The organism is Desulfobulbus rhabdoformis (assembly GCF_016919065.1).
Taxonomy (GTDB): Bacteria; Desulfobacterota; Desulfobulbia; order Desulfobulbales; family Desulfobulbaceae; genus Desulfobulbus; species Desulfobulbus rhabdoformis.
This window is the reverse complement of record NZ_JAFFQA010000070.1, coordinates 1-12,491: the sequence shown is the minus strand read 5'-3', so window position 1 is coordinate 12,491 and position 12,491 is coordinate 1. Positions and strand designations below refer to the sequence as shown.

The window sequence follows — 12,491 nt, the reverse complement described above, 5'->3', positions numbered from 1 at the left end:
TTCATGGAGTCAGCGGTCAATATCTTCAAGAGTACGTTAGCGAATTCTGTTATCGATTTAATCGTCGTTTTTGGGAACATGAGCTTCCAATGCGTTTACTGAACGCATGCCTTGCCCATGCTCCGGGAAAACAACTGAAAATAGTTTAGAACCATAAAAATTTATTCTTGCAAGTGACTCAGCTCTGGTAAACAGCTAAACGTTCGCCCCGAACACTATTGATGAGGGTTATGGCTTCAGCCTCACGCAGATCATTGATCTGCAAGCGACGTTCAGAGATAAGCTCGCTCTCCAGCAGGTATTGGCGATAGGTTCCCGCTAAAAGTCCACAACAGACAGGAGGTGTGTATCGCTCGCCCTGGAGAGTCACCACCAGGTTGGCGATGGTCGTTTCGGTCAACTCACCCTGCCGGTTAAAAAGCAGCACATCATCTGCCTCTGGAGGAGCTGCTGCCCGTGCCTGGGTGTAGACCTCACGCCGAGTAGTCTTGTGGTAGAGAAATCGATTGTTTTGGTCGACAGCCTCTCGAGCAAGTACGAGCCGCGCTGGCCCCAAGACCTTTGGGGGAAGAGGACGGGTTTCAATCTGCACCTCTCCGTTTCTTTGCAGCAGCAGACGAAGCATGGAGCAATCGTCCGTGCAGGCATTGGTTGCCTCTAGCAGGAGATCGTGCATCTCTTTCCGCTTGAACGGATAATCAAAATACAGGGCAGAACTCTGCAGTCGCTGCAGGTGAAGCTCAAGCAGAAAAATCCCCTCCTGAGCTGTCCAGCGCATGGTCTCAATGAGCGAAAACTCAGGCTCCACCGGCTGACAGGCCAGACTTTTCACCCGGGTCTCCTGCCATTCCGCTCCAATGGATGAGTCAGCGACAATCCCGCCGCCAACCCCATATTCCAGTTGTTTGCATGTTTGGTCATACAACAGGGTACGAATGGCTACATTGAACTGAGCGTGTCCATCGGGGTGGATAAAGCCAATACTCCCGGTATAGATTCGACGGGGGGTGGTTTCGAGTTCGGCAATCAACTCCATGGTTCTTGCCTTGGGAGCGCCGGTGATGGAAGCAGCCGGAAAGAGAGCAGCGAAGACTTCTGCCATCGAGGCATTCACCTCACCACTGACCGTTGAAACCATCTGCCACAGGGATGGATACCGACGCAGCGCAAACAGTTCCTCCACCCGCACCGACCCAGGTTGGGCGATTCTGCCAAGATCGTTGCGCACCATATCAACAATCATCACATTTTCAGCCCTGTTTTTCATGCAGGCTTGCAAGCGCTTGCCTTGCTCCTGATCGTCAGCAAAGCTCAAGCCTCGGGCCATGGTTCCTTTCATGGGAAGAGAGCAGAGCTTGCTCCCTTGTCTGGAAAAAAACTGCTCAGGTGAAAGGGACAGCAACTCCCAATTATCGAGGTTGAGATACGCACCAAACTCTGGCTGGTGCTGGGTGGCAAGATTGACGAACAATGGCCAACCTTCGCCGGTGAAATCGGCCTGAAGGCGATAGCTGTAATTCACCTGGTAGGTATCGCCGGCGCTTATGTAATTCTGCACCCGCCTCAGGCAACGTTGATATTCTTCCTCGCTGACATTTGCCCGCCAAGGCACCATGACCGGATCTGCCGCTTTGGCTTCAAGCGAAAAAGTTGACCACCGCTCGTACAACCCAAACCAGAGAAGAGGAAAACCCGTTTCATCGCTTTGCACGCAGAGTGCCGTATCAAAGGCCGAGGCAGCCTCATAGGACAGAAAACCAGCCGCAATCAGCCCCTGCTTCAGAACCGTTGCCTCTACCTGTTGCAGACAGGCGACAACATGATCAGGGCGTGTAGTTGAGACAATCTGGATGGGGTTCCTTAATATACGCCAGGTTTTGGCCCGGGCATCGTGAAGCACAACAGAATATTTCTGGGGAATTCTCACACTCATCATGTACAAACAAAACTCTGAATCCTTGGAAGTGGGTAGTCACTGATTCAGGTTTTAACACAAGAGCGAGGAGATGGCCTGCTGAATATTTTCCGTGGTGTCAAGTTTATCGACAATCCCTACCGGATGAACAGCGTCAGCCTGGGAAAGAAGGTGGGGATCCTGGTAGCCTGTAAAAAACAGCACCGGAATATCGCGGACGGATTTGATACGGCGGGCGGTTTCAATGCCACTCATGACACCATCGAGACTGATGTCCATGAGGATTGCATCCGGAGGCTCCATTTCAACGGCATGCAATGCTGCCTTGCCATTAGTGACAACTCCGGTGACCTGGCAACCGAGTTCTTTAACGTTTTCGGCCAGCATCAAGCCAATGAGCTTTTCGTCCTCAACGATCAGAATTTTTTTTGCCATATCCCCAGTGTTTCATGTTTTTATTATAATAATTACGTTCAACTGGAAAAAGGAAGCCTACACTGTCTACTAATGGCAGACTTTCTCTTTTAGGTCAAGAAGATTCCATTTTATTTTTCCCTTTATTTGCAAAGAGTTACATACACACGCCATTCATAAATCTGTTCCGTCTCTTCCCTCCCCCAAAACCCTTGAGCCGCAACCCTTTTCCGCCTCTCCCCTGCTCTTCCATTCAGCCATCTCCCCTCTATGATCCCTTGCGCCAACCTCTTGTAGGTAACCCCTACAAAATGGAATGTTTATTTCAAAAATGTAGAACTTGAAACATTGACCATCCCATTCTTGTCATCATGGCAAAACGCTACCGCAGCAGTCAATTAATTGTTTTCATTCAATTTTTACCAAACACGACCGTTTGGCACATGGTTTGCCTTAGGTTAGCCAACAAAGAGATGTTTACAAATGAGGGGGAACTCATGGAAGCAGTAGCATTAAAAGATAGAGAAAATCAAATTTTCGTCAAAGGCGACAAACCCTTTGATATCGTCTGTAATAAGGACAGCCTGGCGGGAGCAGTCAGCCAGCGAGCCTGCGTGTTCTGCGGCTCACGTGTTGTCCTCTATCCCATCGCCGACGCGATTCACCTGGTGCACGGTCCGATTGGCTGTGCGGTCTACACCTGGGATATTCGTGGTGCCCTATCTTCGGGTCCGGAGTTGCACCGCCTCTCCTTTTCCACTGATCTCCAGGAAACAGATGTCATATTCGGCGGTGAAAAGAAACTCGCCGCAGCCCTGCGCGAGTTGATCGCCCGCCACAGTCCGAAGGCTGCCTTTGTCTACTCCACCTGCATCGTCGGTATTATCGGTGATGATTTGGATGCGGTTTGCAAAAAGGCCTCGGAGGAATGCGGGATACCCGTCATCCCGGTCAAATCCGAAGGATTCAAAGGGAACAAGCGTGCTGGCTACAAGGCTGCCTGTGATGCCCTTTTTCGCCTGATCGGCACCGGTGACACCTCCAAAATTTCTCAATACTCGCTCAACATCCTGGGCGACTTCAACCTGGCCGGAGAGCTGTGGACGATCCGCGATTACTATAAACGCATGGGCGTCGAGGTGGTGGCCAACATCACCGGAGACGGCCGTGTCGCTGATATTCAAAAAGCCCATGGCGCAGCCCTCAACGTGGTCCAGTGTTCCGGGTCCACCATGGAACTTGCCAATATGATGGAAGAGAAATACGGCATTCCATCGCTTCGCGTCTCCTACCTCGGCATTGAAGACATGGCCGAGGCCCTCTACGACATCGCCCGTTTCTTCAAAGATCCAGAGATTATGGAACGAACCAAGAAGCTGGTCGAAGAAGAGGTCAAAAAGCTAGCTGTGGACCTGGAACCCTACCGCAAAGCCATGGCCGGTAAAAAGGCAGCCATCTATGTGGGGGGCTCATTCAAGGCCTTTTCTCTGGTCAAGTCTCTGCGCCTGCTCGATATGCAGGTAGCTCTGGTGGGCTCCCAGACAGGCACCAAAGATGACTATGCCGAACTGGAGGCGATCGTTGATCCCGGCACGGTTATCATTGATGATGCCAACCCTTTGGAGTTGATCAACATTCTCAAGCAAAAGAAGGTGGATGTTTTCATCGGCGGCGTCAAAGAACGCCCCATTGCCTATAAGCTCGGCATTGGATTTTGCGACCATAACCATGAACGGAAAGAGGCCCTTGCCGGTTTCGAGGGCATGCTCAACTTTGCTAAAGAGGTCCACGCCTCGGTCATGAGCCCGGTCTGGCAGTTTGTCCCGCGCAATAATAGCGCTAAACCGTCCTGTTGAATGCAAGCTTTAAACGCGCAAGGAGACAATCATGAGTAAAAATCCGCCCACCTTCAGCAAACCGAAGAAACCCAACTACCTCTCCACAACCAACGCCTGCAAACTGTGCAAACCGCTCGGCGCCTGCCTGGCCTTCAAGGGCATTGAAGGGGCAGTCCCCTATCTGCACGGCTCACAGGGCTGTGCCACCTACATGCGGCGCTACATCATCAGCCACTATAACGAGCCGATCGACATCGCCTCATCCTCCCTGTCCGAAAAACATGCGGTCTATGGTGGCGGCCCCAATCTCAAACTGGGCCTGACCAATGTGGCGGAGAAGTACCGTCCGGAAATTATCGGTATCGCTACCACCTGCCTCACAGAGACCATCGGTGACGATGTGGGCATGTACCTCCATCAGTTTGCAGAAAACACCAAGGGATCTGTGGGCTTGCCGACCTTTGTCAATGTTTCCACTCCCAGCTACGGCGGCACCCATATGGAAGGATTCCATGCCGCGATCCGTGAGGTGGTGGCCCAGTTGAGCGAAGGCGGGCCGCGCAATGACACCGTCAATATCCTTCCCGGTTTCGTCAGTTCAGCCGATTATCGCCTGCTCCACGAAATTCTGGGCGATTTTGGCCTCGACTATACCCTGTTACCTGATCTCAGCGAGACCATGGATGGCCCGGCCCTGCTAGAATACGAAGAAATCCAGTCAGGTGGCACTCCCATAGAAAAAATCAAAGCCATGGGCCGCGCCAAGGCCACGATCGAATGCGGCGGGACACTCGGTGCGATGAAATCCGGTGGCGATGTGCTCAGAGAAAAATTCAGCGTTCCTCAAAGCCAAATCGGCATGCCGATCGGCATCCGTGAAACCGATATATTCTTCAACCTGCTTGAGGAACTCAGCGGTCGGCCGACTCCGGAGAAATACGTCAAACAACGCGGCCGCCTGATTGACGCCTATGTTGACGGTCACAAATACATTTCCGGCAAACGGGCAGTGATCTATGGCGAAGAGGATCTGGTGGTCGGCATGGCTTCATTCCTCACCGAAATAGGTATTCATCCCGTTCTCTGCGCCTCCGGAGGCACCTCGGGAAAATTGAAAAAGGCTATTGCCGCCGTCACTGGCGACACCTTGGCTGAACAGCCCCAGGTCTTTGAGGACGTAGACTTCTACGATATCAACGAGATGGCAGAACAACTGGAGATCGATTTGGTCGTCGGCCATTCCAAAGGTTTCCCTCTGGCAAAGAAACTCAATATCCCGCTCATTCGGGTCGGCTTTCCCATCCATGACCGGGTTGGCGGTCAACGGATCCTTCATCTCGGTTATGCAGGGGCACAGCAGCTCTTCGACACCGTGACCAACAGACTGATCGAGAAAAAACAGAACGATTCCCCGGTCGGCTATTTCTATATGTGATGCACAGCAAAGGAGCCCCAGATATGTCAAACGAAAAAAATTTCGAAAAACACCCCTGCTATAATGTCAAAGCAAAAGGTAAATATGGGCGAGTGCATCTGCCGGTTGCCCCCAAATGCAACATCCAGTGCAACTACTGTAATCGGAAGTACGATTGTGTTAACGAGTCACGTCCGGGTGTCACCTCAACCCTGCTGAGCCCGGAACAGGCCCGGGTGTACATGGACAAGGTCCTGGAAAAAGAGCCGCGTATTTCGGTGGCCGGTATTGCCGGGCCCGGTGACCCCTTTGCCAATCCGGAAGAGACACTCGGGACCATGCGTCTTATCAAAAGAGACCATCCGGAGACGATCCTCTGCCTCTCGACAAACGGTATGAACCTGGCTCCCTATGTTCCAGAGCTGGCCGAGCTCGGCATCTCCCATGTGACAATCACCCTCAACGCGGTTGATACGGAAATTTCCCAGCATATCTATGCCTGGGTCCGGGATGGCAAAGTGCTCTATCGAGGCAAACAGGGGGCGGAGTTACTCCTTGCCCGCCAGTTGCAGGCCATCGAGTCACTTAAGCAACATGGGATCACGGTCAAGGTCAACACCATTATCATCCCCGGAGTCAACGACCACCACATTCCGGTGCTTGCTGCCAGGTTGAAGGAACTGGGCGTTGACCTGCATAACTGTATCGCCATGATCCCCAATGCAGACACAGCCTTTGAGCATCTGGAAGAACCCAGTAAAGAAATGATGAATCGCGTCCGCAAGGAGGCAGAAGAGTATGTGCCGCAGATGCGCCACTGCGCTCGCTGCCGCGCGGATGCAGTGGGCTTGCTCGATAATGATAAAACAGAGGAGTTCCGCGGTTGCCTCAGCTCCTGCTCACAGCTGCCCAAACCAAAAGAGACGGTTCGGCCCTATGTCGCAGTGGCAACTCTGGAGGGTGTTCTGGTTAATCAGCATCTGGGCGAAGCCACCCGATTCCAGATCTGGGGCGAGGACGGCCAGGGCGGCTATCAGGTTGTGGAGGAACGTCCTGCACCAGCGACCGGTGGCGGAAGTCAGCGTTGGCATAACATCAGTCGCCTCCTCTCCGATTGCCGGGCTGTTCTGGTCAACGATCTGGGAGACTCCCCCAAAGAGATCTTGAAGAAAAAAGGTGTCCAGCCTGTGACCATGGCCGGCTTTATCGAACGCGGCCTGGAGGCGGTCTACACCGGACGCGGCTTAAGCCAGCTTCAGGGCCGTATGCGAAAATGTTCTTCAAAAGGTGCCTGCGCAGGTGGCGGGAATGGTTGCGGCTGATTGATCCCCCTCATCAGCCGCACCACCCGCCGCTGGGGCACGAAGTCCGGGCCGGCACAGAGCTGGCCCTGTTGACTGGTGCCCCATTTTTATTGTATTCCTATTCAATAATTGAAGAGCCCTCTGCCTCCTCAACAGAGGGCTGCATACTCACTTAAAGTAATGGGAACCTTGAATAATTGCTTTTTCCGCCAATCCCGCGGAGTCTGGCGCTTACCTCGTCATGCTTAAAATTTTATCCTCGGAGGTAAGCGAAGACTCCGATATTATGTATATGCCTGCGGTAAAATTTTGCGCAATCCTCGAAGTCTGCGCTTATCTGGCCTTGATTGAAAAATCTAATTATTCAAGACACCCTAATGTAATTGGAAACACCCCTATGGCACCCATCAACCTCGACCTCTCGGTGAAAGAATGTCTGGACAGCTACCCGCAGAGCTTGCCGGTGTTCCAGAGCTTTGGCTTTCACGATTTCGACAGTCCCCAGGTGCAGGAAAAACTTGGTCCCTTTCTCAAACTCCGCACCCTGCTCAAATTCAAAAATATTGACGCGGATACTTTTCTTGATCGCATCAACACCGCCGTAGTCACCAGTGAGAGCCCCACTCCAACCACGGCAGCGGATATTCATACCGCCCAGCCCACCCTGCTTGCACTACTCCCCTGCGGCTTGAAGGTTTCGCTCAATAATGCGCTTCAGTCCTTTGCCGAGGAACTGGCGGCAAACAAGACCCCACTTGCCTACCTGGCCGAGGGCAACGTCAACCACGAACTCTCCTATTATCCGTACATCGACTCTGTAGAGTCCGTGGACGAGCTGCCAGATCTTATCCTCAGCTCCGATATCAATGCCTTCTACCACCACCGATTTGTAGAGCGCTTTGTGGAACCAGGCCATTTTGTCAGCGTTAACGGGCCCATGGCTCCGCATATGCAAGACGTTGACTTTGCCGATCCACGAGGTCATTACACCATGTTCTGCGGCAATGCCCTGGTGCTTGTGCATGTCAAAGATGTGCGTCCGGAACTGGAAGCCCCCAAGGCCTGGCAGGATCTGTTAGAAGAAAAGTACAACAAATCCATCATCATGCGAGGACAGGAAGACTTCTTCTGCTCAGGTGTTCTCGTTCCCTTTTACCGCCTCTTTGGTAGCGAAGCCATCCCCAAACTGGCGGCCAGCGTCTGCGATGGCATGCACCCTTCGCAGATGGTCAAGATGATTGACACGCGGTCGGATAATTGTCCGCCCTTTTTCATTATGCCTTGGTTTTTTGCCCATAAAATCAAAGCCAAAGAACGCATTGACATTCTCTTTCCAGAGGAAGGGGCCTTTATCAGCCCGGTGCAGTTGCTGGTCAAAAAGGAGAAGCGTGAAGCATTATCCACGGTGGTGGACTTTCTCATGAGCCGCTCCCTGCACCAGCACTGCAGCGATAACTTTTTCCCTTCGCCCCACCCCGAGGTGGTGCCGAATCTACCCGAGGGCAAAAAGCTCTTTTGGATTGGCTGGGATTTTATCTACACCAATGATTTGGAGCAGGTGAAAAGCGAGATCGGTGCAACATTCACCAAAGAGTACCTGCGAACCGGAGGCGGTTGATGCAGCTGATTACTGTTGCCGGTCCCCCCTCAAGTGGCAAGACCTCGGTTCTCATCAAAACCTTTGAGGCACTCAACGCCCAGGGGGCCAGGGCAGGTGTAGTGAAATTTGACTGCCTGGTCACGGATGACGATGCCATCTATCAGCAGGCGGGCATTGCCGTTAAAAAAGGGCTCTCCGGCGTGCTCTGTCCGGACCATTATTTTGTGAGCAACATCGACCGAGTCCTTGAGTGGTCGGAAAAACAAGACCTGAGCATGACCGTGATCGAGAGCGCAGGCCTCTGCAACCGCTGCTCTCCGCATATCAAGGGATCTCTGGCCGTCTGCATTCTGGATAATGTCAGCGGGCTGCACACACCCAAAAAAATAGGCCCCATGCTTAAACTGGCCGATGTGGTAGTGATCACCAAGGGGGATATTGTCTCCCAGGCGGAACGTGAGGTTTTTGCTTACCGGGTGCAGGGTGTGGCCCCCCGGGCACGCATCATTCAAGTCAACGGTCGTTCCGGTCAGGGATCACACGCCCTTGCGCAGATGTTTCTCCAGGCACCGGTGATGACAGGCTCGCTTGCAGACCTGCGGCTTCGCTTCCCCATGCCAGCGGCTCTCTGCTCCTACTGTCTGGGGGAAACCCGCGTCGGCACCGATTACCAAATAGGCCAATACCGCAAGCTCAACATAGAATAAGATAAGAAAAACGTGCAGCAACTTACTCCCGAAATACTGGCGCAAACCAGCCTGGCCACACTCCTTGTCGAGTACCCTCTGCTTGAATCTGCCTTACTGGAGGTAGGCATTGAATTTGACCCCGATGAGGAGGCGACACTAGGCTCCAAGCTGGAACAGTGGGCCAGCCTACGGCAGCAGTCGGCTGACTCTTTTCTAGCCATCGTGATGGAACGTATCACGGATCTGCAGGCCCTGCTGGGCACGACCAACTCGCTGCACCAGGTAGAAATCATCGCAGGCCGCGATAAATCTGGTCAGGCGGAGAGTGTTGATCGTCTTCTTCTTGGGCGGGGTGACCTGCTGGCCATCGTCGGCCCCACGGGTGCGGGGAAAAGTCGATTGCTGGCAGATATCGAGTGGCTGGCCACAGGCGATACCCCTAGTGGCCGACAGATATTGGTGGATGGACAGAGCGCGGCAGACAAACGTTTTTCCACCGGCGGTGACCAGTTGATTGCCCAGCTCTCCCAGACCATGTCTTTCGTGCTGGATGCAACAGTGGAAGAACTGTTGAGCCTGCATGTGGAAAGCCGAGGCATGAACACGGCCCTGGTCAAGGAGACCATCACTGCTGCCAACGAACTCTCAGGTGAGCCCTTTGGCGGCACGACCCCGCTGACCAGTCTCAGCGGCGGCCAGACAAGGGCCTTGATGGTGGCGGATACGGCCCTGGTCTGCCGCTCGCCCATTGTGCTCATTGATGAAATCGAGAATGCGGGCATTGATCGGCGCGCCGCCTTCAACCTGCTAATCTCCCAGGAAAAAATCGTCCTCTCAGCAACCCACGATCCTCTGTTGGCCCTGCTGGCCCCCCGCCGCCTCTGCATGCGTCATGGTGCCATGCACTCCCTGCATGAGCGGACTCCTGAGGAGGAAGCGATACTCACCGATCTTGAAGTACTTGATGACATCCATGCTGCCATCCGACACCAACTGCGTCACGGTGAACGGCTAGCACCCATCCCCTTTGAAGCAGTACGGAGGAAGACGCCATGACTGCCACCATTCGCTTTTTTGAAAAGCCCCAGTGCACCGGCAATGCACGACAAAAAGCTATTCTCCTCTCCAGCGGCCACCGACTTATTATAGAGAACCTGCTCGAATTTCCCTTTGACCGCGATGAGCTGCGTTCATTTTTTGGCGCGCTTCCGGTCCCGCAGTGGTTTAATCATCTGGCACCTCAAGTAAAAAAGGGCGAAGTGGATATCAATGCAATGGATGAGGATGAGGCGCTTGATGCCATGCTGGCCGACCCAATTCTCATTCGTCGCCCGCTCATGGAGATTGGTTCGATTCGTCTGGTGGGCTTTAATATTGATGAGCTGGAACGCATTGGAGTGAGCTGCAAGGCAAGTCCGCGACTCAACCTGCTTGAAGGAGTGGACCTTGAGGGCTGTCCGGGTGATGCTGCTGGAATCAGCTGCGACCAGCCGCGGACTTTGCCGGTGCTGGGTTAAGGCTAACTCCGCCCTATACAAACGATGCCAGCTTGCTCAAAAAGCATCACATCGCCGTGCCTCTATCCAGAGGGAATCTTGAATAATTGCTTTTTCTGCCAATCCCTGCGTCATGCTTAAAATTTTATTCTCGGAATATCAGTTATATGCCTGCGGTAAAATTTTGCGCAATCCTTGGCCTTGATTGAAAAATCTAATTATTCAAGACACCCCAGAGCCCAAACGACGTGATGCTTCAAGTTGCAATTTGCAGAATTTTACAATTGAAGCCAGCTATGCGGCTTTAACCTTTATTCTCGTTTTTTTTCCACAAAGAACATTCTTCAGGATCTCTTACGAATCTCTCCTTCTTCTGCCACACAATCCCAAAGCTGCCAAGCTGGTAAAGAGCAAAACAGAGGTTGAGGGAACCGGCACAGGAGCGGCTGTGGCAATACCCCATGATTGTGTATTGAGACAATAGGTCGTCGTGGCCCCCAGCTTATCGGCATCCAATTCAGCGCCTAAAGAAATCCAGGTCAACTCCCCTTCCAGGGCACCACTTGATGAAGTGAGCGACCTGGAGCTGCCATTCAATGGCTGATCGTTACTCCCCTGCGAATAGAGATAGCCTAAAGGATCCGTTAATACATTGTAGAAGAAGCGCCCATAGGTGGCCTCCTCATCCCAGCTTTTATATGAAGTTGCAAGCCCTGCATCGGAGACACTTCCCTCCCATCCTTGAAACGAAACCGTTAATCCGGTCATAGCTTGGGTGTCTGCATTCCAAGAAAAGCTCCCAGTTCCAGTTTCTCCAGTCGTACCATCGGTAAAGGTGATGCTATAGTCAGACGAGCTGGCATACGATTGAAGGGGGGAACCGATCCACAAGCCGACAACAAGTAGGGCTCCGGCAATCTTGCAGAGAGACGTTTTGGTTTTTAATTTCCGTGATTTCATTTTTCCACTCCTTTGAAGATGAGACTAGGCATAGCCTATATTGGCTACACCGGTAAAAAGCCAGATATCAACAATCGGGTACGCAGCCTGCAACCTTGCGATATCTTTGGTGGCCACATTTCGTTGGGACTTTGCTCTGCTGACCTTTCAAACTGCCTTCTTTACTTTTCTCTATTTGCTATCCGTAGCAGACAGGGCTGGCAAGCAAGCCTGCTCGCCGAATCACATTCCCCGCTTGAGCCAAGAGGCAAACCGCCATTATTCTGTTTCAGAATAACGACCTGCAAAAAAAAACACGCCGTTTAAATGCACCGGCAAAAAAGCAGGATGTCTGAGTCCTGCCGCCTCCGGTCATTGGAGGATATATCCAGCCCCTCTTCTTCAGAGGCCCAGTATCCTTTGCTGCCGCATGCCCTTCCCCTTTTTCCACTCTTTGCAATAACGGGAAGAATCCCAGCAAAGCCAACTCTGGACAGGTATTATTTGTCTGTTCAAGGTGCAGCGAATGCATTTCTTTATTTTCGTTATTTTTATAAAAAAATAGTGGGGAAAGAAAATATCACGAGCATCTGCGAATTCCAGACGATCCCGGCCAGCCATTCCATTTGATCCCGGCCGGTGATTCCATTTCATTCCGGCCATCGATTCCATTCGATCCCGGTCACTGATTCCAGACCATTCCGGTCACCATTTTCGGAGCGTAACGACGCATAGAACCAGATGGTATAGAACCCTTTCTTCAAAGAAATAATCAAGGAGGGGTTCATGCCGGGCAAGAGGGTATCTATGCGCAAAATACGAGAGGTGTTACGCCTCAAACATGACCTGCACCGCAGTAACCGGGAAATCGGTTTGAGTTGC

At 52.5% G+C, this 12,491-nt stretch carries 10 protein-coding genes and 1 pseudogene; 8 read left to right on the top strand and 3 right to left on the bottom strand.

The features are described 5' to 3' along the window. A pseudogene (locus tag JWJ90_RS21385) lies at positions 1–149 on the top strand (IS1595 family transposase); the annotation flags it as partial. A gap of 29 nt (positions 150–178) precedes the next feature. On the opposite strand, the gene pabB reads toward JWJ90_RS21385, so the two are convergent. Together pabB and JWJ90_RS21375 are read right to left on the bottom strand one after the other, a co-directional pair. Further along, positions 179–1,936: an aminodeoxychorismate synthase component I gene (gene pabB / locus JWJ90_RS21380; protein WP_205229257.1), complete on the bottom strand. Its 1,758-nt coding sequence runs from the start codon at positions 1,934–1,936 to the stop codon at positions 179–181. A 51-nt stretch (positions 1,937–1,987) separates the two neighbouring features. Then, positions 1,988–2,350: a response regulator gene (locus tag JWJ90_RS21375; RefSeq protein WP_205229256.1), complete on the bottom strand. Its 363-nt coding sequence runs from the start codon at positions 2,348–2,350 to the stop codon at positions 1,988–1,990. A 476-nt stretch (positions 2,351–2,826) separates the two neighbouring features. Between JWJ90_RS21375 and nifE the strand changes: the two genes are divergently transcribed. From nifE to JWJ90_RS21340, 7 genes are all read left to right on the top strand, one after another. Continuing rightward, positions 2,827–4,185, top strand: coding sequence for a nitrogenase iron-molybdenum cofactor biosynthesis protein NifE (nifE, locus tag JWJ90_RS21370; RefSeq protein WP_205229255.1), 1,359 nt, complete (start codon positions 2,827–2,829; stop codon positions 4,183–4,185). A 31-nt stretch (positions 4,186–4,216) separates the two neighbouring features. Continuing rightward, positions 4,217–5,602 (top strand): nitrogenase component 1, encoded by a 1,386-nt coding sequence (locus JWJ90_RS21365; protein ID WP_205229254.1) that lies wholly within the window; start codon positions 4,217–4,219, stop codon positions 5,600–5,602. A gap of 23 nt (positions 5,603–5,625) precedes the next feature. Further along, positions 5,626–6,903: a nitrogenase cofactor biosynthesis protein NifB gene (gene nifB / locus JWJ90_RS21360; RefSeq protein ID WP_205229253.1), complete on the top strand. Its 1,278-nt coding sequence runs from the start codon at positions 5,626–5,628 to the stop codon at positions 6,901–6,903. A 379-nt stretch (positions 6,904–7,282) separates the two neighbouring features. After that, the gene (locus JWJ90_RS21355; protein WP_205229252.1) at positions 7,283–8,503 is read left to right on the top strand and encodes an ABC transporter substrate-binding protein; all 1,221 of its coding nucleotides are present in this window, start codon (positions 7,283–7,285) and stop codon (positions 8,501–8,503) included. Further along, positions 8,503–9,192, top strand: a complete 690-nt coding sequence (locus tag JWJ90_RS21350) for a GTP-binding protein (RefSeq protein WP_205229251.1) — start codon at positions 8,503–8,505, stop codon at positions 9,190–9,192. The genes JWJ90_RS21355 and JWJ90_RS21350 overlap by 1 nt, the downstream gene beginning before the upstream one ends. 12 nt (positions 9,193–9,204) lie before the next feature. Next, positions 9,205–10,230 carry an ATP-binding cassette domain-containing protein gene (locus JWJ90_RS21345; protein WP_205229250.1) on the top strand — a complete coding sequence of 342 codons (1,026 nt, stop codon included), beginning with the start codon at positions 9,205–9,207 and terminating at the stop codon, positions 10,228–10,230. Beyond that, complete coding sequence (locus JWJ90_RS21340; protein ID WP_205229249.1) at positions 10,227–10,691, top strand: ArsC/Spx/MgsR family protein; 465 nt, start codon at positions 10,227–10,229, stop codon at positions 10,689–10,691. The genes JWJ90_RS21345 and JWJ90_RS21340 overlap by 4 nt, the downstream gene beginning before the upstream one ends. A gap of 333 nt (positions 10,692–11,024) precedes the next feature. Here the strand turns inward: JWJ90_RS21340 and JWJ90_RS21335 are convergent, their stop codons facing one another. Next, positions 11,025–11,630, bottom strand: coding sequence for a VPLPA-CTERM sorting domain-containing protein (locus tag JWJ90_RS21335; protein ID WP_205229248.1), 606 nt, complete (start codon positions 11,628–11,630; stop codon positions 11,025–11,027). Between the last annotated feature and the right edge of the window lie 861 nt (positions 11,631–12,491).

Bases quoted from the DNA above. Each gene is read 5' to 3' on its own strand.
- pabB (WP_205229257.1), bottom strand. From the start codon at position 1,936: ATGATGAGTGTGAGAATTCCCCAGAAATATTCTGTTGTGCTTCACGAT.
- JWJ90_RS21375 (WP_205229256.1), bottom strand. From the start codon at position 2,350: ATGGCAAAAAAAATTCTGATCGTTGAGGACGAAAAGCTCATTGGCTTG.
- nifE (WP_205229255.1), top strand. From the start codon at position 2,827: ATGGAAGCAGTAGCATTAAAAGATAGAGAAAATCAAATTTTCGTCAAA.
- JWJ90_RS21365 (WP_205229254.1), top strand. From the start codon at position 4,217: ATGAGTAAAAATCCGCCCACCTTCAGCAAACCGAAGAAACCCAACTAC.
- nifB (WP_205229253.1), top strand. From the start codon at position 5,626: ATGTCAAACGAAAAAAATTTCGAAAAACACCCCTGCTATAATGTCAAA.
- JWJ90_RS21355 (WP_205229252.1), top strand. From the start codon at position 7,283: ATGGCACCCATCAACCTCGACCTCTCGGTGAAAGAATGTCTGGACAGC.
- JWJ90_RS21350 (WP_205229251.1), top strand. From the start codon at position 8,503: ATGCAGCTGATTACTGTTGCCGGTCCCCCCTCAAGTGGCAAGACCTCG.
- JWJ90_RS21340 (WP_205229249.1), top strand. From the start codon at position 10,227: ATGACTGCCACCATTCGCTTTTTTGAAAAGCCCCAGTGCACCGGCAAT.
- JWJ90_RS21335 (WP_205229248.1), bottom strand. From the start codon at position 11,630: ATGAAATCACGGAAATTAAAAACCAAAACGTCTCTCTGCAAGATTGCC.